Genomic DNA, 22,612 nt, shown 5'->3' with positions numbered 1-22,612 from the left:
GGCCGGGACACTCAGGCGTCCGGGTAGTCGCCCCGTGCGAAGAGCCTGCGCGGCGAGGTCGGGAAGTGGGCTCCGAGCAGGCCTTGGTCGCGACCGAAGCGCACGACCGCCTCCAGGCTCGTCCAGTTGGCGTCGACACCGTAGGGCACGGGGTCGCCGCCGATCTGCCGAGCCTGCCGGGCCAGCCGCGGCACCGCGGACCACTCCGGATCGGCCGCTGCCTGCCGGCTCTTGCTGTCGGCCAGCGCCGAGTACAGGGCGGTGGGCAGGCTCGGATCGCGGTCCACCAGCTCGGAGCGCAGGGCGATCACCGAGTGCAGAGGGTAGATCCCGGTGCGCAGATACCAGTCGGCGCCGAGCGCTTCGGCGTCGGGGAAGAGCGGGTAGGGGCCCTCGGCTCTGTCCGCGCCCTCGGCCGCGGGTCCGGTCTGCGCCGACGCCGCCGCCGTCCAACCGACCTTCGGCGCTCCGGCACGCCCGGTCCCGGCGTTACCGGTGAACGCGGCGTCGATCTCGCCGGCCCGTAGCAGTTCGCCGAGCGAGCGGCCGTCGGTGACGCGTTCGACATTGGCCGGGGCATACCCCTCGATGTGGTCATCGTCGTCGACCACCCAGGTAATCTTGTCGATGTCGACGCCGTAGTCCTCCTGGAGCACGCCGCGCACCCACACGCCGGTGCTCACGGTATAGGCACGTACTCCCACCCGGCGTCCCTCCAGGTCGCGCGGGACGCGGACGCCCGAGCGCGCGGCGCACTGGATGTCCCCGTGGTGGAAGCGCCGATTGAGGAACACCGGCACCGCGGTGAGCGGCACGCCCTCTTGAAGGGCCATCAGGTAGGAGACGGGGGCGAGTTCGCAGACGTCGAACTCCAGGTCCCTGATCATCCGCCGGTACGCGCCGATGATCGGCTCGACCTTCACCTCTTCTATCTCGTACCCGGCCACCGGCGCGGCGCCGTCGAGCAGTGCCCGCACATGCGGGTAGTCACCGAAGGCCGTCCTCAACTTCTGCATGTGCTCGCCCACCTGTCTTCCGGTCGTTGTGCTGCGAATTCCGTGGTCGCCACCGGTCAGCCTCCGAGCCGCGAGGCGGGTACGCCGAAGGCGTCGCACGAGCGCGCCATCAGTTCGTCGAAGTCCACGGGGCGCGGCAGGACTTCCTGTTCCAGCGCGTATCGGGCGGCCAGGGAGACCGAGGCGCGCAGGGCCTCGAAGCCCACCGGGTTCGAAGCCGGCCCACTGGCGGCGGCCGACCGGTCCTCGAGAGTCGCGCGCATCGCGTCATACATCGCGCAGATCGCGGCGGAATGCTTCCGGGCCGCCTCGGCGTGCACGCCTACGAGGTGGTTGAGCGGGAGGAAGCCCTTGACGGCCGACCATTCGGCAGCGACCTCGCGGGCGTTCTCGATAGCCGTGCGGATGCGGTCGTCGGCGGGTAGCTCGTTGCCCATGATCCCGAAGTCCAGGCGGCCTTCGAGGAAGTCCGTCTGGAGCTTGGCCCCGGACGGCGCCCGCTTCACCCACTGCGGATCGGCGTACTCGTCGATGTGACCGTCCTCGTAGACCGTCCAGTCCACCTCGCGCAAGTCGATGCCGTACTGCTCGGTGAGGAAGCCGCGCACCCACACGCCGGTGGTCTGGCTCCAGGAGCGCACACCGACACTGCGGCCGGCCAGGTCTCCGACTTTCAGATCGCCCATGGTCACCAAGGTCTGGTGCTGGGTACGGCCGAGCATCGTCACTGGCAGGAGCACCACCGGCTTGTCGTAGGCGACCGCCTGGAGCAGCGTCACGATCGCCACCTCGCAGACGTCCGCAGCGGCCCTGTTCACAAAGCCCTTGGACGCCTTGTGAACCGGTATAAAGTCCAGCCGTTCGGCGTCCGTCCCGGTCTGGCGGGCGGCGGCCAGCGCCGCCTCCGCGACGTCATCTCGGCCTATGACCAGTTTCATCTTCGACTCCTCGTCCCTTATGCCGCGCTGCCCGATCGCGTGCCGTTCGGCGGCTGGTGGAAGCGCTCGTGGTGCCGGCGCAGCAGATCGATCCCGTAGTCGTTGCCGTTGGGCGTGCGGACAACGGTGTGGATGTGGTTCCGGGATGGCACATCGTTGGCGAACATCACCCCGGCCATATGCTCGAACTCGATCAGGATCACCGGGCTGTGCAGGCGGTAGTAGAAAACCCCGTCCGGACCGCCCTGCCCGGCCCAGGCGAAATGGGTGTCGCCCTCGTGGGCGAGGACCTCCTCCATCCGGAACCGGGCGTGTCCGTCGCTGGCCCGGCCGACGTACAGCCCGAGCAGTTCGGCAGCGATGATCTTCTGGCTCGGCGTCAGATCGCCGAGGGGCAGGCCCTGGTAGTCGAGCTCGAAGTTGTCCCGGAACGCGCCGACGAACACCTCGTCCGGAAGCTTGTCGGCGATCACCGCCTTGCCGCGCTGGCCGGCGGTCAGGCTGTCGAACAGCTCCTGGGCGACGGCCTCCTCCCGACGGAACACCGTCGTGCCGACGAACTTCCCGGCGGAGGCGGTCACCGGTTCGGCGCCGAGGAAGGTCGGGGTGAGCGTCATCTGGTCCCCGACGAACACACAGTTGACATTCACGTGGTGGCCGTCCAGCTGCCAGCCCCACGGACGGCCGAGTTCGGGCTCCCCGTAGAGACTGAACCAGTACAGCCACTCGTTGAGCAGGTCCTCCTCGCCGCGCAGCTCGCCGACGGTCCGATTGAGCCGCATCATGTCGAGGACCTGCCGGTAGCCGGCCTCGCTCAGGCTGGCCCGCATGACCTCCAGGGCCGCTTGCCGCTTAGGCCCGTCGAGGTCTTCCAGCAGCAGGCCGTGCCGCAGGAAGTAGCGTGCGCCGTTGGCCCAGTGACGCCAGGTCACGTCGTCCATCGGCAGGCCGCCGACGAGGAGTTCCTTCTCGGTCAGGGAGCTCAGATAGCCCTCGGCCGCCTGACGCGCTTCGCTGACATCGACTCCGGTACTGCGCAAAGGGAACAGGTCGGGCCGCACACCGTCGGAGGTGGCCACACCGCGAAACGGCTCAGCCGCCGCACGTCTGCGCCACTCGACCTTGCTCAGCAGATCGGGGGTCCACTCGGCGGGTTCGCGGGTGGGCGCGGAGGGGCGCAGCCGCGGTGTGAGAATCAGGGCACTTTCATAGGCCGAAGAACTGCTCTTGCGCCGCCATTCCTTCTCGATCTGCGCGACGTCCACCGCGGAGCGCACGACGTCCTGCTCGCGGGCGTAGCGTCCGGCGATCTGCAGGGATCTGATGAGCTGGTCGCTCCAGCCGGTGGACACCACATGTCCGGCCGGGGACTCGTCGCGCTCGCCCGCAGTGGCCTCGATCGACGCTTCCAGGGCGTGGTAGAGCGCCATCACCGACTCGGGTGCGGAGGACAGCACGTCGTCGCGCACCACGACCAGATGGTTGACCGGAACGGTGCCGTGCCGCTCCACCCAGGCCGCGCCGGCCGCCCGCGGGTCCTCGATGAGCGGGACGAGCCCGGTGCCCTGCGCGCCGATCGCTCGCGGTCCGAGCACGGCGGCCGCCACGTCTCCGTCCCGCAGCAGGTCGCGCACGCTCTCGGAGGTCGCGGAGCGATGGACGTTCGGCGGGTTCCGGTACTGCTCGACGTGCGGGCTCTCGGTCGTGATCCAGGTGACGTCGGAGGCCTGGACGTCGTACTCCTCGCGCAGTATGCCGCGCACCCACAAGCCGGTGGTCTGGCTGTAGCTGCGCACCCCGACCCGCTGCCCGACCAGGTCTCGCGGGCTCAGCGACGCAGCGCCGGGCAGGCGAGTCAGTGACTGGTGGTGGGTATCCCCGATCATCGCCACCGGCAGCAGCGTGATCGGTATGCCGGCTTCCCGCGCCTGGAGATAGGTCGCCAGAGCCATTTCGCAGACGTCGAATTCCAAGGTCCTAACCATCCGCGCGAACGCCGCGTACAGCGGGACCACTCGGGGAAAGACAAACTCCACTCCCGGCACCTGGATCGTCCCGTCCTTCAACGGCCGGGTGTGAGGGTAGTCTCCGAGCAGTACGGTCAGCTTCGGCGGCGCGGACTGCGCGGGCATCAGACGTCCTCCCCGTACTGGAGGCGGCGGTAGGGGATGCTGAGGACTTCCCGCGTGATCCGGACATCGATCACGGTCGGTCCAGGCGCCGCGACATACCGGGCCAGCGCAGCTTTCAGCTCCTCGACAGTGCGGACCGTCGCGCCGCTGCCGCCGAGTGCCTCGGCGACCCCGCCGAGTTCCGGCGTCGAGATCACCGCGAGGTTCGGGTCCAGGCCCTTGGCCGCAGCCTTGTGATATTCCGCGCCCAGACCTTCGTCGTTCATCACCACCACGAGGATGGGAACGCCGTACCTGACTGCGGTCTCGAACTCCGACAGGTGCATCAGGAAGCTGGCATCGCCCTCCACCACGAACGCCGGCTTGTTGCCGTCGGCGATGATCGATCCGATGGTCAGCAGCGGGGCCTGGCCGATTGCGCCGAACATGCCGTAGTTGGACAGCACCTCTCGCGAGCGTTGGAAGAGCATGGTGCCGAAGTCCGTCTGGTGCCCGCTGCCCAGAACCAGGCCGATCTCGCCGGGCAGATCGGAGTCCAGTACGCGGATCGCCTCGCGCGGGTCAAGCAGACCGGGCTCGCGGTGGTACTCGGCCGGCGGTTCCAACGCTTCGTCCAGGCGGCGCTTGACGTCGGCGGTATGGAAGCCCTCCGTTCGGACCGCGCGCTCGGCCAGGACCCGGTTCAGCTCCACGAGGGCGGTGGCAGCGTCGGCCTGGAGGTAGCAGTCGGCCGCTCTCCCGTTGCCCATGACCAGATGCGGCGCGGTGTCGATCTGCACGTACTTCGCGTCGGGGAACAGATATCCGTGCTCGGTCGTGTAGCTGTTCAGGCTTGCGCCGACCGCGATCACGCAGTCGGCTTCCTGGAGCAGCTCCATCGCCACCTTGCTGCCGAAGAGCCCTGAGATGCCCACGTGGAACTCGCTGTCGCCGCACAGCCAGTTCTTCGCCTGCAGCGTGGTCGCCAGCAAAGCGCCGGTGCGCTCCTGAAGGCGAAGGATCTCCCGTCCGGCATCCGAGCGCCTCGCACCCCGGCCGGCGATGACCACCACCCGCTTGCTGGTTTGGACGAGACCTGCGACCAGCTGGACCCGCGCCGGATCGGGCAGCAGCCGCGAGGTGCCGATGAGCTCGGTCGAGGGGACGTACGGCGCGCCCTGATCGAACTCCTGCTGCTGAATGTCGATCGGTGCGCTGAGCATCACCGGGCGGGACTGCGTGCGAGCCAGGAAGAAGGCGCGCTGCACGGCCTCCTGAGCGAAGTCCGCACGGGAAACGTGGACGAACTCGCACTCGATCGCCGCGGCGAATCGCCGCTGGTCCAGATATTGCACGGCGCCCTCGTCGCCCCACTCGGTCTCGCCGCAGAAGGCCACCAGCGGGGTGCGGGCCCGGCTCGCCACGATCATCGAGGTGGCGAGCTGCGCGGCGCCCGGGCCGCTGGTCGTGGTCACCACGCCGGGCCGGTCGGCGGTGCGCGCCCAGCCGTCCGCCATGCCCAGGCCCGAGCCCTCGTGCCGGACCTCGTAGAGCCGCACGTCCTGCTGGGCGAGCGCGTGCATCCAGTGCATGTTGGCGTCGCCCATCATGCCGAACACGTCGGTGGTGCCCTCCGCGACAAACGCCTCGGCGAGTGCTTCGTAGACCTTCATGCGACAGCCTCCTTCGCCGTCGTGGCACGTGAGGCGAGCACGCCTTCGAGCCGTCCGAACACCCGCAGCGCGTTGCCGCCGTAGATCGCCTGGCGGTCGTCGTCGCCCAATGCGGTAATGGAATCCAGGAGGTACCTGGTGTCGTCGAACCGGTGGCCAGTCTCCGGGTCCACGCCGCGGACGGCGCCGATCATCTCGGAGGCGAACAGGATGTTCTCCGCGGGGACGACGTCCACCAGCAGCTGCATTCCGCGCTGGTGGTACACGCAGGTGTCGAAGAAGACGTTCTTCAGCAACAGCTCTTCCAGGGGCGGACGGCCCTGGTCTTGGAGGAAGCCCCGGTAGCGGCCCCAGTGGTAGGGAACCGCGCCGCCGCCGTGCGGGATGACCAGCTTCAGCGTCGGGAAGTCGCGGAACAGATCGGACTGGCACAACTGCATGAACGCTGCGGTGTCACCGGCGAGGTAGTGCGCACAGGTCCCCTGCACAGCCGGGTTCCTGGACATCGCGACGTGCAGCATCGCCGGGACGTCCAGCTCCACCATCTTCTCGTAGAGCGGGTAGTAGACCTTGTCGGTGAGTGGCGGCGCCTGCCAGTAGCCGTCCGACGGGTCCGGATTCAGCAGACAGCCGACAAAGTGCGACTCCTGTACGCAGCGCTGGAGTTCATCCGCACTGCTTCTGATGGATGAGGCCAACGCCTCTCCTGGCGACTGTGGGAGCTGACACACCCCCACGAACCGCTCGGGGAACAGCCGGCACACGCGGGCGATCAGATCATTGCTGACCCGAGACCAGTCCAGGCTGGTCCGCTCGTCGCCATGGTGGTGGGCCATCTTCCCGGCGCCCGGGGAGAACAGCGCCACGTCGATTCCGCGCTCCACCTGGAGCTTGAGCTGACCCTGCTCAATCGCGGCGGTAATCTCTTGGTCCTCGATGTGGAGTTCATCAGGTGACACGCGCGCGCCGGACTCCTCGAACGCGCGGATCTGGCGCTCCCGCCATCGTCCGAGTGCGGGCGGAGCCGTGGTGAAGTGGCCGTGACAATCGATAAGCATGGATGGAACGCTCCGAAGTTCTCGGGGTGGTCGGCGGTGGGTCAGCGGCCGTGCAGTCAGCCGGCAGTGAGCGATCGGCCCAGAGCAAGGCCGGGAAAGGTCCGCACCGGTGCGGAGGCCAGGAACCGGTAGCCGTCGGCCAGCACCTGCTCGACGTTGGCAGCGGTCACATGCGGATGGCCGACCGCGACTCCGCGCGCGCCGCAGATCTTGAGGATCTGCTGTTTGCACTCCGCCATACGCGGATGGTCGTACTGCCGGGGGATGCCGAGTTCCTGACTCATGTCGCCCTCGCCGACGATGATCAGGCCGACTCCGGAAACCTGGTCGAGGATGTCTGGCAGGTTCTCGATGGCGAGTTGGTCCTCGATCATCAGGGCCACCAAGACCTCGCCGTCCGGGTCGAGTGGCCAGACGTCGCTGCGCGCGTAATACTCCTGATTGGTGATCCCCCAGTACCGGGCGGCGGCGGCCGGGCTGTCCCCGCGCAGGCCGACCGGTTCGTGGCGAGGGCTGCCGGGCAGGCTGGGGTAGCGGCAGGCCGCGACCGCGTTGCGGGCCTCGGCCACCCGGGAGATGTGCGGCCACACCACGCCGAACGCACCCATGTCCAGCGCCTGCTTGGCGTGCCACTGGGCCAGCTCCGCGCCGTTGACCGGGATGCGGACCAGCGGGGTGATCCCGGGCGCGGGATTATCAGACTCACGAATCTGGCGCCGGTCCAGCAGATACTGAAGACTGTCGCGAAGCGCCGGGCCGTCCCAAGGCTTGTGCTCGGTCTCGAAGATCAGCGCGTCGTAGTCGCTGGTGGCGAACGCCAGCGCCTCGGACGGCTCGGGCGCGGCGAAGGAGGCGAACACATGCCGCCCGGCCGCCAGAGCGTCGATCACCTTATTCAGTCGGGCCATGGCCGCTGCCGATCTCCTCGTTCTGCACGGTGTTCTGTACGGTTGCGATGGCGAGTGCGGGCGGCCGCCGAAGCACCACCCGGGCGAACCACGCGCGAATCCGGCTCGGTAGTCCAACGCGGACCTCCGCCGGTTCGACCAGCGTCAGCGCGGACGCAAGCGAGGGTGCCAGCTCGGTCTCGGTGCACTTCCAGACGAGCTTCGCCGTGAAGTCCTTGGTCATCCTGGAGACCACGGCTCCGGCCCCGGCTTCGACCAGCGAGGCGAGCTTGCCGGTGAGGGTCACGGTGCCGGTCATGGCGACGCGCGCGCTCCGGCTGCCTACGCCTGTCTCGCCAGCCCCGTCGCCTTCGACGACTCGGAACTCGGCTTCGGCTTGGAAACGGGTCGCGCCCTGCCCGTCCCCTCCGCGAGCCGAGAGGCGGCCGGTGTGTTCGGCCTCGTCCAGCTCCACCCGGACCCGGGCGGCGAACTTGACCCTGATCGCCCCGAACTTGATCGTCAAGGCGCCGTCGAAGGAGCCGTCGTCGTGGGCCGCGCCGAGTTCGGCGCCGCTGATGCAGGACACGACGTCCTCGGGATTCGACACCACCTCCCAGACCCGCGCCCGCGGGCTGGGGACGGCGATCTCTTCCTTGATGATTATCAACGCATGAACCTCACTCGACCGATTTGCGGCACGACGGAATGGCCGCGTGACGATGTGACGAATCGTCAGACAGCGGATAGCTGCGGCGGACGGTCAGCCGGCGGTGGCGCCCGCCTGCACGGGCACATCACCGCCGAACAGATCGATCTCCGACTTGAACAGCCCCCAGAGCTCGTTGTAGAGCTCGGAGAACGCTGGCGACTCGACCAGCGAGCCGATGGCGCGCGGCCGCTCGAACGGGACTTGCAGGACCTGGCGCACCGTCCCGGGTCCCTTGGACATCACGATGACCTCGTCGGCGAGGTAGATCGCCTCGTTGAGGTCGTGGGTGACGAAGATGAGCGTCCCCTCCTGCTCCTGCCACAGGTTGAGGAGCTCTTGCTGGAGCTTGAGCCGGGTGATGGCGTCCAGCGGACCGAAGGGCTCGTCCATCAGCACGATGGAAGGGTTGTAGATCAATGCCCGGGCGATCGAGACGCGCTTCTGCATCCCGCCGGAAAGCTCCCGGGGGTAGTGCTCCTCGAATCCAGCGAGACCGACCATCTTGATCCAGCGAGCGATCCGATCGTTCCGCTCGCCCTTGGGAACCTTGCGGAACTTCAGCGCCAGGCCGATATTCGCCTTCACGCTGAGCCACGGCAGCAGGTTGGCCTGCTGGGTCACGTACGCCGCCTCGGAGTTGACGGCGCTGACCCGCTCGCCGTCGAAGTACACCTCGCCCCGCGTGGGCGCGAGCAACCCGGCGGCCAGGTTGAGGATCGTGCTCTTGCCACACCCGCTCGGCCCGATCACCGCGACGATCTTCCCCCGCGGCACCCGGAACGAGACCTCCTCGATGGCCGGCCGGCGCGTCCCGGCGAACTCCAGGGTGACGTGCTCGAAGCGGAGCGCCTCCGCACCGGGGTCACGCTGCTGGGTAGACAACTCTGCCTCCAGGGGCCGTGTGTGACGCTCTACGCGTCCAGCGCGTCGATTGTCCAACAACTTTGAGGCGACCGTAACAGGAGCGACTCATCCCCACAAGCCTCTGCTCATGAGAAAGTTGCCATCCTGGCCGACCTCGGCTGACATCGGCGCGCGAGATTGTCCGACAAGGTTGGCCCAGCGGGTGACGAAGGTGTACTCGCGGTCATGGCACGCTGGCTCAGTCGTGGGCCGGCGAAACGCCGAGCGTGACCTGCCGCTGGAGACGCGGGCTTGACCTTCGAGTCGTGTCGAAGCTTTACGGTCGGCTCATGACCACGATGCGGATCTCCCAGCTCGCCGAACGAGCCGGTGTTCCGACCACAACCTTGCGGTTCTACGAGGACATCGGGCTGCGTTCCCCGCAGGCGCGGGGCTGATCCCGCCATCGAGTTCACGGCTCCCGTAGCCGCCGGGTGTTCCCCGCACGCGCAGGGCTGATCCCGTCGCGCCCTTATCGGTGAAGTCGAGACCCATGTGTTCCCCGCAGGCGCGGGGCTGATCCCGGCATCGGCTGAGGCTTCGCCAAGCCCTACGCGTGCTCCCCGCAGGCGCGGGGCTGATTCCTGCGAGGCGCGCGAGCAGATCGTGTTGGTGCGGTGCTCCCGGCAGGCGCGGGGCTGATCCCCGGCCGCGGGATCCTAGTTGTTCAGCGTTGTTGTGCTCCCCGCAGGCGCGAGGCTGATCGCGCCTCTATGAACCGGTCCCGCGGGACCGGGGTGTGCTCCCCGCAGACGCAAGGCCGATCCAGCGAAGCGACCGACCAGCGGTGCTCCCCGCAGGTTCGGGTTGTCGGAAGAGGCTGGCACCATCTGAACTACGTCCGTCGACCTGGGGGCAACGTGATACACGCAGCAATTGCGGTCTCGACGAAAGCGGCCGCACGAAATCAAAAAGGCGAACTGTTTCTGGCACTGGCTGCCGCCTACGTCACCCTGACCACGTTCGCGACCATGTTCTGCGGCGCTGTCGGATCCCGACGGGCAGGGACCTGGATCGCCAGAACCCCTGTTCTCGGCCGCCGCCCAAAGCGGTTGGCCCTAGCCGTCGCCGAGCCGACAGCGACCGCACTCCAGGGCCTGCAGATCTGTCGAGACAAGCTCCCCACGAAGGTCGACATCTATGGCGCAGTCCTACGGCGTGTGCAAGCCCGCCAAGGCGTCGCGCTTCTGTGGGCTCCCGCACTCATACTGGATGCCGCCTCCGCGGTGTATCTAACGGATGCCACCATTTCCACGATACTGCTATTCGTCATCACAGTGGTAGTGGACCTCTCCTTGGACGCCCGATCGAATGCGCGAGACCATATCGCGGAGCTCACCGTCAACGCCGTGGAGCTCCTACTAGTACCCAACACCGGCCGGCGAGGTGGCGGCGAACCCACGGCGGTGCGCTTGGCACGGTCTGTAAGTCTCGTGTGCCGCGCGATCGATCGGGCCGCCGGATTCGGCATCCCGCGAAGTGAGCGCCGAGTACGCAACGCGGCTACGACAGCCAGTGCTCGCCTCGTGGCTCAACTGCGCTATTCCTCGAGCGAGTTCCTGGCGGGTCAGGCAGATGATAATCGCCGTAGGCTGGCGGAGCTGTTGTCGTCCGTCCTGCAGCGGCACGCGGCACATGTCGGCGATGTATACGACCTGCTGCCGGTCGATCCAACGTTGATCAACGACGCTGAGGTGATCACGATGACTGCGCAGCCGTCCGTCCGTGATGGCCTCGGTTGGGTCTGGGCGGGCTGGGGATCGTTCGCGATTCTGGTCGCGACAGTCTGGCTCGGCGCCGTCCGACTCGGACTGCCAGTCGAAGCCCAGGCCGCTGTACCTGCGGTATTCACGGCGCTCGGCTTCCATACCCTCAAGCGGCTGGGGATCCCCATGCTGGACTTTCCGCGGATGCCATGGAGCCGACCCGCAGCCGACAAGCTGTCCGGTCCAAAATAGTGCCGCTTGACGCCCGGTCAATACGCCCGCTTCGCACACGAAATCACCACTGCTCAGCAAGTGACCGGTCCGTACACGGCCACCCGCGATCGATGCCGGGACGCGCAGATCCGAAGTCGACTACTTTCGACCCGTGGGACCCGTGGCTGGCTATGGTCTACGTCACGGGGCCCTCGTTCGCCGAGGTCATCGCGGCTTGCAGTCCGCTGCGACGCCCTCGGTCACCAGCGGCATCGTTTCCACTCTGATCGCCGTGCACGCCGCTGGCGTCCTCTTTCCGGGATCCCAAGCCGAAAAACATACTGCTGGCGTAATCGCGCGTGCGCGCTTTCCGCTACAACCCGGTGAGACGTGCGCACGATCTTCGGGTACTCCCCATTCAGGGCTCATGAGCAGGCGCAATGCTTGCGGGTTTCACCGGCTGCGGAAATGTCCACGCTGGGCGGGACGGCGTACTACCCCGCAACCGGTGCCTTGCCGTTCTCAGCGGACTACATGAACGAGGATCCCACTACTACTATCACCGTGCTGACCTGTGTCCGGCCGTCTGCGTGGCCCGCCAAACCGCTCCACGCGAGATCTCAGCTGGCATCTTCATCAGCAACCCTTCGACCCGTGTCCGAGACCTGCTCTGGTAGGAAGTCACAAGCTACGGCAGGAAAAGGCAGAACCCTGCTGGCCTACACGACGAACAACAAGCAGAGCTTCGCCTTCCGACTCCACGACCACACCTGGCATCCGATCGACCATGAAAGCCTCACACCTATCCACCGGCCTACCGAACGGTTCGTCGCATTCTCATCACTTACCAAGACCGGCTGGAGCAAAGCCTCCCAGTGGCGGTGATTCGGAAGCAGGCAGGAAGAGCAGAATGACATAAATGCGTAGATCCATAGAACCCAAGGACCACAGCGCTACGATCGCGTACGTCAGCAGGTCACGCAGCGTGCTCCCCGCGCGTGCGGGGCTGGTCCTCTCCGAAGCCTGATGCAGTCCCGAACCAGCAGGTGCTCCCCGCGCGTGCGGGGCTGGTCCCGGGAACTCGATCGCGTGCGCCAGGTCGCCGATGTGCTCCCCGCGCGTGCGGGGCTGGTCCCTGCGCATCTACTCCATCGGCGCACGTCAGGTGGTGCTCCCCGCGCGTGCGGGGCTGGTCCCAAAAGAGGGGTCCGGACTCCTTGGGGGGATTCGTACTCCCCGCGCGTGCGGGGCTGGTCCCGGTGCGACCGGTACTGGCAGTACCGGTAGAACGTACTCCCCGCGCGTGCGGGGCTGGTCCCTGCTGCGGATCCCGGCGGCCACCACCGATTTCGTGCTCCCCGCGCGTGCGGGGCTGGTCCCGCCGGGATCGCCCGCATGGAGTTCGATCTCCAGTGCTCCCCGCGCGTGCGGGGCTGGTCCTCACTGTGTGCCGAACTCCTGCGCCGCGCGCTTGTGCTCCCCGCGCGTGCGGGGCTGGTCCCAACGGCCGTTTGGAAAACTAGCCGTGCCGGGGGTACTCCCCGCACATGCGGGGCTGGTCCCTGGATCGGCTTCGCCTGCACGATCAGTGGCTCGTGCTCCCCGCGCGTGCGGGGCTGGTCCCTCGTCGGTGGCGTTGTACGTCTGCGCGTCGCGGTGCTCCCCGCGCGTGCGGGGCTGATCCCGTCGAGAGCGCGCTCGGCAAGAGCCAGAGGTCGTGCTTCCCCGCGCGTGCGGGACTGATCCCTGATGCGCTCAGTGGACAGCTGAACCGGTAAGGTGCTCCCCGAGCGTGCGGGGCTGATCCCCAGCTGCACTTCAGCATGCCGAGTTTCCACATGTGCTCCCCGCGCGTGCGGGGCTGATCCCAGCCCGCAGCACTTCAACACCGGACTGTTCGAGTTCTCCCCGCGCGTGCGGGGCTGATCCCGCCTTGCGCAGCTTGTCCGGCAGGGCCTTTAGGTGCTCCCCGCGCGTGCGGGGCTGGTCCCCCGCCTGGTGACCTGCACGTCCCTGTACGGGAGTGCTTCCCGCGCGCGCAGGGCTGATCCCGCCATCGGCATGCTGCTGGTCGGCGTGGCCGTGTGGTCCCACGCGTGCAGGGCTGATCCCGGCGCGACGTACTCTGTCGCGCAGTGGCTGTCGTGCTCCCCGCGCGCCGTCGGGCTGGTCCCAGGGCGTCCGCGTTATCGGAGTGCGAGGTCTCGTGCTTCCCGCGTGTGCGGGGCTGATCCCCACAGCGGCAGCATGGCACGCTCGCCCAGGGCGTGCTCCCCGCGCGTACGGGTGATCCCCTCGGCCCGGGCAAGGCGGAGCAGTCCGTGGCGTGCTCCCTGCGCACGCAGGGCTCGATGTCCCGCAAGGTGTGGTTCTCGCGCATGCGGGGCTGATCCTCGCGAAGGGCGGTGAGGTCGCCTCGGTAGGCGGTGGTCCTCGCGCATGCGGGGCTGATCCCTCGGCCGACCAGGCGCGCAGCTCCCTGCCGACGCGCTCCCCGTGAATGCGAGACCGATCACTTCGCGGGGCGCTCAACGCCGCCGGCGCACCGGTGCTCCCCGCACGCAGGGCTGAGCCGAGCGGCTTGGCGAAATTGTTGGAGCCGACAGCAAGGGCGAGATCAATACCCACATGCGATCCGCGAACTCACCGTAGCCAACCCTCCAGCCAGCGTGACACAGCACTAGCATTGATCAACCGGCGTATCTTGCGTCTGGCCGCTATTCTGCAAGGAAGCAACGCCCCCAGCGCTCATGTTGGCCACGGCGGCCAGTGTTCCCCGGCATTTCTGGGGCTGATCCCTGTGTAGGCATCGAATCCAGCACACCGCGCGAATCGTGCTCCCTACGCATGTAGGGCTTTACCCCTAAGACTGTCCTGCACCATGCAGCTTGACCCGACCGCCTTCTTGCTGGTGGCGGCACAGCTCGCTTCGCCCCAACTGTGTGGGCTGGAATCCAGCACACTTGAGGTACGAAAGTTCGCGGCGAACGAAAGTAGCCGAAGCGCATCCACAGCGAGTCACAGGCCGCTAACGTAGAGAGCCGGCCCCGCAGGTGTGAAGTGGGGGCCGGCTCATATCTCCCTGCGTTCAATCAAGGAGGGCTCCATGGTACTACCCGCTGACCAGCGCAAGTGTCGCAACGTCGTCGCGGCCGAGAACAAGCTGCTTGGTGTCGCGACGGCTACCATCTGCGCGGGCACAGGCTCGCCCTGGCCGATCGATGCCGAAACCCGCGCCGTGGTGGTCATCGCGATCATTATCGCAATCATCGTTCGCCTGTTCCGACCTGCCCTACTGCGCCCGGTCCGCATCGCAAGGTAGCCCTTCGGCTGCCATCCATAGAGGCCGGGCGCGACACCTCACTCCGTTTGACACGTCGCGCCCGGTTTCGATCAATAACCAGGCGCCGGGAGCCTCAAAGGTCGCATTTTGGCGAACTCGCTGTGCACGTGTCGTTACTCGTGTTCAATGTCGGCAGCACGAGATGTTGGGGGGATGGTGGGTTGCGTAACGCCGCAGAGGACCTGTCCGCAGCAACGCGATCGGCATGGGCAAAGTCCGACCCGGATTCAGGGCAAAGTCTGTCCCTGATTCGGCATCTTGCGGACTCTGCGGCGATCGCTGAACACCTGTGGGACCAATGGCTTCCTGACCATGTTAAGAGCCTTATTGCTGAGGGCCTTCCGGAAGGGCTGGTCGATGGCAGGACTCTGGCGGTATGGCTCGCAGGAACCCACGACATAGGGAAGCTAACGCCGGCATTTGCCTGCCAGTGCGAACCGCTCGCACAGGCAATGCGTGAATGTGGCCTTGATATGCCGACACGCACGCAGTTCGGCGACGACCGACGGGTGGCGCCGCATGGGCTCGCGGGCCAGGTACTGCTGCGTGAGTGGCTCATGGAGCGGCATGGTTGGTCCGGACGATCCGCCGATGCGTTTACGGTCATTGCGGGTGGACACCACGGGGTGCCCCCGAGCTATTCGCAGCTTCATGATCTTGATGCGTATCCGGAACTTCTTCGCACGCCTGGGGCAAGCGAGGGCATATGGAAGTCATCGCAGCATGAGCTGCTTGATGCGTGTGCTGTGATGACCGGAGCGTCGAGTCGTCTGGCGCACTGGCGCGGTTTGAGGCTTTCGCAGCAGGCTCAGGTACTGCTGACTGGTCTGGTCATCGTTGCTGACTGGATCGCTAGCAACACCGATCTGTTCCCTTATCCGGCTCTGGGAACGGGCGAGGCGGCGATCGATCCTGGTAAGCGCGTTGAGTTGGCCTGGCGGGGCCTGGAGTTGCCAGCACCGTGGGCGCCCAAATATCTGATGCCTGGCATGCAGGGTTTGCTTGCTAGCCGGTTCGGGCTGCCGGCGGACGCGCAGCTGCGTCCGGTCCAGCAGATGGCTGTGCAGTTGGCGTCTGCTAATGCCGCGCCAGGCCTGTTGGTCATCGAGGCGCCGATGGGGGAAGGGAAGACCGAAGCTGCGCTTCTTGCTGCGGAAATCTTGGCGGCCCGGAGTGGCGCGGGTGGGGTATTTCTGGCGCTGCCGACACAGGCCACCAGCAATGCGATGTTTGCACGGGTGGTGAACTGGCTTCGCCAGGTGCCGCGCGAAGGCGTTGCCTCCGTTCATTTGGCACATGGAAAGGCGGCGTTGGATGACGCCTTCGCCTCGTTTCTGCGGGCTGCACCGAGGCTGACCTCTATTGACGCGGACGGGTACGCCGGTGAGGCCAATGTTCGCCGCGACAGGCGAGCAGGCTCGGCGGATATGGTGGCTCATCAGTGGCTTCGTGGCCGCAAGAAGGGGATCTTGTCGCCGTTCGTTGTCGGCACGATCGACCAGTTGCTGTTCACGGGCTTGAAGTCGCGGCATCTCGCGCTGCGACATCTGGCGGTGGCGGGCAAGGTCGTCGTCATCGACGAGGTGCACGCCTACGACGCCTACATGAGCGTGTATCTGGAGCGGGTGCTGTCCTGGCTCGGCGCCTACCGGGTCCCGGTGGTGTTGTTGTCAGCGACGTTGCCGGCCGACCGTCGGCAGGCTCTCGTCGAGGCCTACGGCGGCATCACGTCGGAGGCGCTGCGGGATGCCCGTGAAGCGTACCCGGTCCTGACAGCTGTGACGATAGGTGCGCCGGCTCAGGCGGTCGGTACCGAGCCGGCCGAGGGTCGCCGCGTCGACGTGAATGTGGAGGCGTTCGACGACGACTTGGGCCGACTTGCCGATCGTTTGGAGGCTGAGCTGGTCGACGGGGGTTGCGCGCTGATCATCCGCAACACTGTCGGCCGGGTCTTGCAGACGGCTCAGCAGCTGCGGGAACGCTTCGGCGCCGGGCAGGTGACCGTGGCGCACTCGCGGTTCATTGACCTGGACCGGGCGCGTAAAGATGCCGATCTACTGGCTCGGTTCGGCCACGACGGTGCACGGCCACGACGACACATCGTTGTGGCCAGCCAGGTCGCGGAACAATCACTTGACATTGACTTTGATTTGCTGGTCACCGATCTCGCACCCATCGACCTCGTTCTCCAGAGGATGGGACGGGTGCACCGACATCATCGCGGCGGTCCGGAGCAATCGGAGCGTCCGCCCAGCCTACGCACGGCTCGATGTCTGGTGACCGGGGTGGATTGGGCGGGTATTCCGTCGGCACCGATAGCAGGTTCGGTGGCGGTCTACGGGCTGCACCCGTTGCTGCGTAGCCTGGCTGTCCTGCAGCCGTACCTGACAGGAAGCGCGCTGACGTTGCCGGGTGACATCAATCCCCTGGTTCAGTGCGCGTATGCGCAGAGTTTTGTCGCACCGACGGGTTGGGGCGAGGCTATGGACGCCGCGCAAGCCGAGCACATGGCGCACATAGTGCAGCAGCGCGAGGGGGCCATGGCATTCTGCCTCGACGAGGTCCGCGGGCCGGGGCGATCTCTCATCGGGTGGATCGACGGCGGCGTTGGCGATGCGGACGATACCCGGGCTGGTCGGGCGCAGGTTCGCGACAGCCCGGAGACGATCGAGGTGCTAGTCGTCCAACGAGGCAGCGATGGTGTCCTGCGGACGCTGCCGTGGCTGGATCGGGGCCGTGGAGGGCTCGAGCTGCCGACGGAAGCTGTGCCGCCGCCGCGCGCAGCCCGAGCGGCGGCCGCCAGCGCGCTGCGTCTGCCCGGGTTGTTCGCCAAACCGTGGATGTTCGATCGGGTGCTTCGGGAACTTGAGCGCGAGTATCACGAGGCCTGGCAGGCGAAGGAGAGCTCGTGGCTGCAAGGCGAGTTGCTTCTTGTGCTTGATGAGGAGTGCCGGACCGTCTTGGCCGGCTACGAGTTGTCCTACAACCCGGATGACGGTTTGGAGATGGTGATGCCTGGTGAACCGCATGCCGCTGTAGTACGGGACAAGGAGGCCTCGGATGACAAGACGGCTTCGTTCGATCTGACCTCAGCGCCGTGGCTCCCGGTGTTGTACGCCGACGGTATGCAGGGTGTGCTGTCGCTGCGAGATGTGTTCGCCCAGTCGAACTTGATCCGCAGGTTGGTCGGGGATCTTCCGACCCAGGACTTTGCGCTGCTACGTCTGCTACTGGCCGTCCTATATGACGCGGTAGACGGGCCGCGCGACGGTCAGGACTGGGAGGACCTGTGGACCTCGGATGACCCGTTCGCAGCGGTGCCAGCCTATCTGGACAGCCACAGGGAGCGGTTCGATCTGCTGCACCCTGCCACGCCTTTCTATCAAGTTCCCGGGCTGCAGACAGCGAAAGGTGAAGTAGGGCCGCTCAACAAGATCGTGGCCGACGTGCCGGACGGTGATCCGTTCCTCACCATGCGCATGCCCGGTGTCGAACAGCTCAGTTTCGCTGAGGCCGCCAGATGGCTGGTTCACACACAAGCGTTCGACACCTCGGGGATCAAGTCGGGTGTCGTCGGCGATCCCAAAGCGGTGAACGGCAAGCGGTATCCGCAAGGTGTCGCCTGGCTAGGCAACCTCGGCGGGGTATTCGCCGAAGGCGACACGCTGCGCCAGACCCTGCTGCTCAACCTCATCCCTGCAGACACCACGAATCTGCAGGTCACCTCCGCCCAAGATGTACCCGCGTGGCGAGGTACAAACGGCAGGGCCGGGAGCGACCATGCTGACGCTGAACCCCGTGTTCCTGCTGGGCTACGCGACTTGTATACCTGGCAGTCGCGGCGTATCCGGCTGGAGTATGACACCCGCGGCGTCACTGGGGCTGTGCTGACCTACGGCGACGAACTCACTGCGCACAACAAGCATGGCGTGGAACCGATGACAGGCTGGCGGCGAAGCAAGCCCCAGGAGAAGAAACTCGGCCTATCCACGGTCTACATGCCGCAGCAGCATGATCCCACGCGTGCCGCCTGGCGGGGGATCGAGTCTCTGTTGGCTGGGAGCGCAGGTAGCGGAAGCAGCCAGACTGGGGAACCGGCCTCCCACTACCGCCCCAAGATCGTGGATTGGCTCGGCGAGCTGGCCCACCACGGCAACCTGCCAAGCCGCGGACTGATACGAGTACGTACATCAGGCGCCGTGTACGGAACACAACAGTCGATCATCGACGAAGTGGTCAGCGATGAACTGACTATGGCCGTCGTGCTTCTCCACGAAGACGACCCCCGCTTCGGTAAAGCCGCCGTCACAGCAGTCAAGGACGCGGACTCCGCAGTTGCCGCTCTAGGCGACCTGGCCAGCGACCTTGCCCGGGCCGCGGGACTCGACCCGGAACCAGAACGCGTCACCGCGCGGGACCGAGCGTTCGGGGCCCTTGACGGCCCGTACCGCCGTTGGCTGCTGGACCTGGGCAACAGCACTGACCCGGCCGCTATGCGCGCCGTGTGGCAGGGGCGGGTCTACGACATCATCGCAGTGCAGGGCCAGATGCTCTTGGACTCAGCTGGCTCGGCAGCCGCACAGGGCCGGATGGTGAAGACCACCCGCGGGGAGCGCTGGATGGACGATTCCTTGGCTGACTTGTACTTCAAAGGCCGCATCGCCAAGGCGCTCAGTAGCCGTCTCGGTAAGAAGCCAACCGATCCCGGCGAACCCGTAGGCATACAGGAGGACCCGGCATGACCACTACCAGCGCCACGACAGTCAACGCTCCAGCCCCGGCGGGCCCGCCACCGATTCACGAGCTCGTGAAGGAGATCGCCAACGCCCATATCCGCAAGTTGCAGGGCGGCTACTTGAACGACCGTCCAGAGGCCGTGGCCGCTCTAGCGCGGATTCGGCGCGGTGTGGGCAAGCCACTCCACGCCGTCCCGGACCTGTGGGGGTTGGAAGGCACGGATCGGCTTTACACGGATATCCCCGATCGCAGGGAAAACGAGCGGCTGCGCGCTGAGAACGCCGTGCACATCGCAGTAACGCTCTGGGCGGTGCATCAGCAGTCACGCCGCGATTCGCCGATGCATGTCGCGGGTGGGCCACAGCTGGGACGAGCTGTCCGTGCTCTGATGCCCGGCGATGACATCGACGAGCCGTTGCGGCGCCGCTTCGTCCGAATCGGCACGGCCACCTCCCTGGACACACTCGCGCAGCGTCTGCGCGATGTCGTCCTTGTTCTGCGACAGCACACGCAAGCGATGGACTACGCCGCGCTCGCCGAACAGATCTATCACTGGCAAATGCCTGATCGGCGAGCCAGAGTCCGCAGGGATTGGGGACGGAACTTCCACGCCCGAGCACAACAGGGCACGCCAGACACTCAAGGAACCGAGCAGACAAAGGAAGCCTCATGACTCGCGTCATCCTCGATATCCACATCCTGCAGACCGTCCCGCCGAGCAACCTGAACCGAGACGACACCGGCTCCCCGAAAACCGCCGTCTATGGCGGTGTGCGCCGGGCACGTGTCTCCAGCCAGGCCTGGAAGCGCGCCACCCGTCAAGCATTCGGAGATCTGCTGGACCCGTCCGAACTGGGCGTGCGGACCAAGCGCGTCGCCGAACAGATCGCCAACCGGATGACCGCGCTGGAGCCGTCCCTGTCCCCCGGCGATGCAGTGGCTGTCGCAGTCGAGGTGATCAAGGCTGCGACGGGGGCCAAAAGCGAGGTCCCAAAGCGGAAGTCAGCAGCAGTCAAAAGCGATCAGGATGCTACGGCCGCACTCCCGGAGACCGGCTACCTGATGTTCCTCAGCGAAAGCCAGCTCAACAACCTGGCACGCCTCGGGGTGGAAGGCTCCAAGGACATCACGGCCTTCCTGAAAGACAAAGACTTCAAGAACCGGGTCCGGCAAGCCGCCGACACGCGCCACTCGGTCGACATCGCGCTGTTCGGCCGCATGGTCGCCGACGCCACGGACATCAACGTCGACGCCGCAGCACAAGTCGCACACGCAATCAGCGTGCACGCCGTGGAGAACGAGTCGGACTACTTCACCGCCGTCGACGACCGTAGCACCGAGGCCGAGCCTGGGGCCGGCATGATTGGGATCGTCGACTTCAACGCGGCAACGCTTTACCGATATGCGGCAGTCGATGTGAACCGGCTGGCCGACAACCTCGGTGCCGGGCTACTTGAAGGTGAGTCTCAGACCGAGCCCGTGCGGCGTGCTGTCGAGGCCTTCATCCGGGGATTCGCACTGTCGATGCCGACCGGGAAAGTCAACACGTTCGGCAACCACACAGTCCCCGACGTGGTCCTGGTCAAGCTACGCGCCTCACGCCCAATCAGCTTCGCCGCCGCATTCGAGGAAGCCATCAGCGCCGGCGAACACCAGGGCGGGTATCTCAAAGGGGCATGCGAGCGTTTGGCCAGCTACATCCCGAAGCTCGAGCAGGCCTACGACCTGCAGGAGGGTACTGATTCCTGGGTCGTCTGCGCGGGTTCGGCAACAGAAGCCCTTGAGCAGGCCGGCGATCCGGTGTCGATCAGCCAGCTTGTCGCCGCTGTCGGGGCTGCAGTCACGACTCGGCTGGCATCTGACGCATGAGCACGCTGGCTCTGCGGTTTGCCGGACCCCTGCAGTCCTGGGGCGTAGCCAGCCGCTTCGCGTGGCGCACGACAACATCGACACCGACGAAAAGCGCAGTGGTCGGATTGTTGGCCGCCGCTTTGGGCTGGGAACGCGACGCCGATCTTTCCGATCTGGCGGCGCTGCGGTTCGGAGTGCGTGCCGATCAGCCGGGCGTGCGAGTTCGAGACTTTCAGACCGCACACCACGGCGACACCGGGGTGTCGATGCCGCTGTCGTACCGGTTCTACCTCGCCGACGCGGTGTTTCTCGCCGCCGTCGAGGGCGATGACCAGCTGATCGAAGCGTTGCACGCCGCCATCAAGAGACCACACTTCCTGCCCTACCTGGGCCGCCGTTCCTGCCCGCCATCGCAACCCGTTAATATAGGCGTTCGCACTTTGGGACTCAACGAGGTGCTGCGTCAGGAACCCTGGCTCGCCTCCGAGTGGTATCAGCGACGTGAACGCCGGACGCGCGTTGCCTTGGACATGCAGATCGAGGTCGCTCCCGGCACGCGCGGCTCGGACCTGCAGCGTGACCAGCCGGTCACGTTCAACCCCCGTCACCGCAGGTACGACCTGCGCGCGTACCACAATGAAACGATCGAGATCACGAACCCCCACGGCAAACAGGTCCGTGAGAACCCACCCCGCCAGGCTGTAACAGCTCACCCCGCACACGACCCGACGATCGGACTGGAGGCCGTCTGATGTACCTGACGCGCTTTCGCTTCAACACCGCCCGCACCGGCGCCCGGCGACTGCTCACCTCACCGCAGATCCTGCACGCCGCGGTCATGCAATCGTTCGCCAATGTGCCCGCTCTGCCAGACGGCAACAGTCCGCGAGTCCTGTGGCGCCTGGACCGCAACGCCAATAACCAGGTACTGCTGTACATCGTCAGCCCGGACAGGCCCGACCTCACCCACATCGTCGAGCAGGCCGGCTGGCCCACCACCGGCAGTTGGGACAGCTTCGCCTACGCACCGTTCCTCGACAAGCTCACCGCCGGCGACATCTGGACCTTTCGGCTCACAGCCAACCCGGTCCACAGCATCCGCACCAGGGACGGCGAGCCAACCAAGCGGACAGCGCACATCACCGTCCGCCACCAACTCGGGTGGCTGCTCAAACAGCAGGAGCGGGCCGGATTCACCATCTGCGAGCAGCCGAAGGAACTTCCCAGGCCCACAGACATGGACGAGTACCAAGTCGTCGTCCATGATCGCCGAAGCCTGGATTTCACCAAGAAGGACCCCGCACGCAGCAGCAAAATAAACAACGTCCAAATCCTCACCGTCACCTACGACGGGAGGCTACGCATCGACGACCCCGACAAAGTGCGCGCCGTGCTCACTACAGGCCTGGGCAAGGCCAAGGCGTACGGCTGCGGGCTCATGACCCTCGCCCCGGCCCAGTAACA

Annotated in this window: 16 protein-coding genes and 1 CRISPR repeat array; of the genes, 8 read left to right on the top strand and 8 right to left on the bottom strand. The window is 66.4% G+C overall.

The genetic code is table 11. The features are described 5' to 3' along the window. Positions 1-11: 11 nt before the first annotated feature. From CACI_RS19420 to CACI_RS19380, 8 genes are all read right to left on the bottom strand, one after another. On the bottom strand, positions 12-1,016 hold the full coding sequence (locus CACI_RS19420) for a substrate-binding domain-containing protein (RefSeq protein WP_015792534.1): 1,005 nt from the start codon (positions 1,014-1,016) through the stop codon (positions 12-14). Between the two features lie 56 nt (positions 1,017-1,072). Then, entirely contained in the window at positions 1,073-1,954 is an 882-nt protein-coding gene (locus CACI_RS19415; RefSeq protein WP_015792533.1) for a substrate-binding domain-containing protein, read from the bottom strand. Between the two features lie 17 nt (positions 1,955-1,971). Beyond that, complete coding sequence (locus CACI_RS49170; RefSeq protein WP_015792532.1) at positions 1,972-4,086, bottom strand: DUF3500 domain-containing protein; 2,115 nt, start codon at positions 4,084-4,086, stop codon at positions 1,972-1,974. Continuing rightward, complete coding sequence (locus CACI_RS19400; protein ID WP_015792531.1) at positions 4,086-5,738, bottom strand: thiamine pyrophosphate-binding protein; 1,653 nt, start codon at positions 5,736-5,738, stop codon at positions 4,086-4,088. The genes CACI_RS49170 and CACI_RS19400 overlap by 1 nt, the downstream gene beginning before the upstream one ends. Next, positions 5,735-6,796 carry an amidohydrolase family protein gene (locus tag CACI_RS19395; RefSeq protein WP_015792530.1) on the bottom strand — a complete coding sequence of 354 codons (1,062 nt, stop codon included), beginning with the start codon at positions 6,794-6,796 and terminating at the stop codon, positions 5,735-5,737. Before CACI_RS19395 ends, CACI_RS19400 begins: the two co-directional genes overlap by 4 nt. A gap of 56 nt (positions 6,797-6,852) precedes the next feature. Continuing rightward, positions 6,853-7,704, bottom strand: coding sequence for an HpcH/HpaI aldolase family protein (locus CACI_RS19390; protein ID WP_015792529.1), 852 nt, complete (start codon positions 7,702-7,704; stop codon positions 6,853-6,855). Next, positions 7,688-8,353 (bottom strand): SRPBCC domain-containing protein, encoded by a 666-nt coding sequence (locus CACI_RS45785; protein ID WP_015792528.1) that lies wholly within the window; start codon positions 8,351-8,353, stop codon positions 7,688-7,690. The genes CACI_RS19390 and CACI_RS45785 overlap by 17 nt, the downstream gene beginning before the upstream one ends. A gap of 93 nt (positions 8,354-8,446) precedes the next feature. After that, positions 8,447-9,277 carry an ABC transporter ATP-binding protein gene (locus CACI_RS19380; protein ID WP_015792527.1) on the bottom strand — a complete coding sequence of 277 codons (831 nt, stop codon included), beginning with the start codon at positions 9,275-9,277 and terminating at the stop codon, positions 8,447-8,449. A gap of 311 nt (positions 9,278-9,588) precedes the next feature. Here CACI_RS19380 and CACI_RS48005 point away from each other — a divergent pair, with 311 nt between their 5' ends. From CACI_RS48005 to cas6e, 8 genes are all read left to right on the top strand, one after another. Continuing rightward, positions 9,589-9,696: a MerR family DNA-binding transcriptional regulator gene (locus CACI_RS48005; RefSeq protein WP_083795778.1), complete on the top strand. Its 108-nt coding sequence runs from the start codon at positions 9,589-9,591 to the stop codon at positions 9,694-9,696. Positions 9,697-10,158: 462 nt separating this feature from the next. Beyond that, positions 10,159-11,256 carry a hypothetical protein gene (locus CACI_RS49960; RefSeq protein ID WP_143765308.1) on the top strand — a complete coding sequence of 366 codons (1,098 nt, stop codon included), beginning with the start codon at positions 10,159-10,161 and terminating at the stop codon, positions 11,254-11,256. Between the two features lie 946 nt (positions 11,257-12,202). Beyond that, positions 12,203-12,901: a CRISPR direct-repeat array (repeat unit 28 nt; unit sequence GTGCTCCCCGCGCGTGCGGGGCTGGTCC). Positions 12,902-14,323: 1,422 nt separating this feature from the next. Further along, complete coding sequence (locus CACI_RS19370; RefSeq protein ID WP_041540338.1) at positions 14,324-14,539, top strand: hypothetical protein; 216 nt, start codon at positions 14,324-14,326, stop codon at positions 14,537-14,539. A gap of 182 nt (positions 14,540-14,721) precedes the next feature. Then, on the top strand, positions 14,722-19,302 hold the full coding sequence (gene cas3 / locus CACI_RS19365) for a CRISPR-associated helicase Cas3' (RefSeq protein ID WP_143765307.1): 4,581 nt from the start codon (positions 14,722-14,724) through the stop codon (positions 19,300-19,302). Then, positions 19,299-19,970, top strand: coding sequence for a type I-E CRISPR-associated protein Cse2/CasB (casB, locus tag CACI_RS47995; RefSeq protein WP_015792525.1), 672 nt, complete (start codon positions 19,299-19,301; stop codon positions 19,968-19,970). The genes cas3 and casB overlap by 4 nt, the downstream gene beginning before the upstream one ends. Then, positions 19,967-21,166, top strand: a complete 1,200-nt coding sequence (cas7e, locus tag CACI_RS19355) for a type I-E CRISPR-associated protein Cas7/Cse4/CasC (RefSeq protein ID WP_015792524.1) — start codon at positions 19,967-19,969, stop codon at positions 21,164-21,166. Before casB ends, cas7e begins: the two co-directional genes overlap by 4 nt. Further along, entirely contained in the window at positions 21,163-21,900 is a 738-nt protein-coding gene (cas5e, locus tag CACI_RS19350; protein WP_015792523.1) for a type I-E CRISPR-associated protein Cas5/CasD, read from the top strand. Before cas7e ends, cas5e begins: the two co-directional genes overlap by 4 nt. Next, positions 21,900-22,610 (top strand): type I-E CRISPR-associated protein Cas6/Cse3/CasE, encoded by a 711-nt coding sequence (gene cas6e, locus CACI_RS19345; protein WP_015792522.1) that lies wholly within the window; start codon positions 21,900-21,902, stop codon positions 22,608-22,610. Before cas5e ends, cas6e begins: the two co-directional genes overlap by 1 nt. Positions 22,611-22,612: the final 2 nt, after the last annotated feature.

It is taken from the genome of Catenulispora acidiphila DSM 44928, from assembly GCF_000024025.1.
GTDB classification, from domain to species: domain Bacteria; phylum Actinomycetota; class Actinomycetes; order Streptomycetales; family Catenulisporaceae; genus Catenulispora; species Catenulispora acidiphila.
Note: the sequence above shows the minus strand (reverse complement) of the source record. Positions and strands in the feature narration are given on the sequence as shown.

What these genes read in the sequence shown, in the direction of transcription:
- CACI_RS19420 (WP_015792534.1), bottom strand. Translation starts at nt 1,016, where the DNA reads ATGCAGAAGTTGAGGACGGCCTTCGGTGACTACCCGCATGTGCGGGCA.
- CACI_RS19415 (WP_015792533.1), bottom strand. Translation starts at nt 1,954, where the DNA reads ATGAAACTGGTCATAGGCCGAGATGACGTCGCGGAGGCGGCGCTGGCC.
- CACI_RS49170 (WP_015792532.1), bottom strand. Translation starts at nt 4,086, where the DNA reads ATGCCCGCGCAGTCCGCGCCGCCGAAGCTGACCGTACTGCTCGGAGAC.
- CACI_RS19400 (WP_015792531.1), bottom strand. Translation starts at nt 5,738, where the DNA reads ATGAAGGTCTACGAAGCACTCGCCGAGGCGTTTGTCGCGGAGGGCACC.
- CACI_RS19395 (WP_015792530.1), bottom strand. Translation starts at nt 6,796, where the DNA reads ATGCTTATCGATTGTCACGGCCACTTCACCACGGCTCCGCCCGCACTC.
- CACI_RS19390 (WP_015792529.1), bottom strand. Translation starts at nt 7,704, where the DNA reads ATGGCCCGACTGAATAAGGTGATCGACGCTCTGGCGGCCGGGCGGCAT.
- CACI_RS48005 (WP_083795778.1), top strand. Translation starts at nt 9,589, where the DNA reads ATGACCACGATGCGGATCTCCCAGCTCGCCGAACGAGCCGGTGTTCCG.
- CACI_RS19370 (WP_041540338.1), top strand. Translation starts at nt 14,324, where the DNA reads ATGGTACTACCCGCTGACCAGCGCAAGTGTCGCAACGTCGTCGCGGCC.
- casB (WP_015792525.1), top strand. Translation starts at nt 19,299, where the DNA reads ATGACCACTACCAGCGCCACGACAGTCAACGCTCCAGCCCCGGCGGGC.
- cas7e (WP_015792524.1), top strand. Translation starts at nt 19,967, where the DNA reads ATGACTCGCGTCATCCTCGATATCCACATCCTGCAGACCGTCCCGCCG.
- cas5e (WP_015792523.1), top strand. Translation starts at nt 21,163, where the DNA reads ATGAGCACGCTGGCTCTGCGGTTTGCCGGACCCCTGCAGTCCTGGGGC.
- cas6e (WP_015792522.1), top strand. Translation starts at nt 21,900, where the DNA reads ATGTACCTGACGCGCTTTCGCTTCAACACCGCCCGCACCGGCGCCCGG.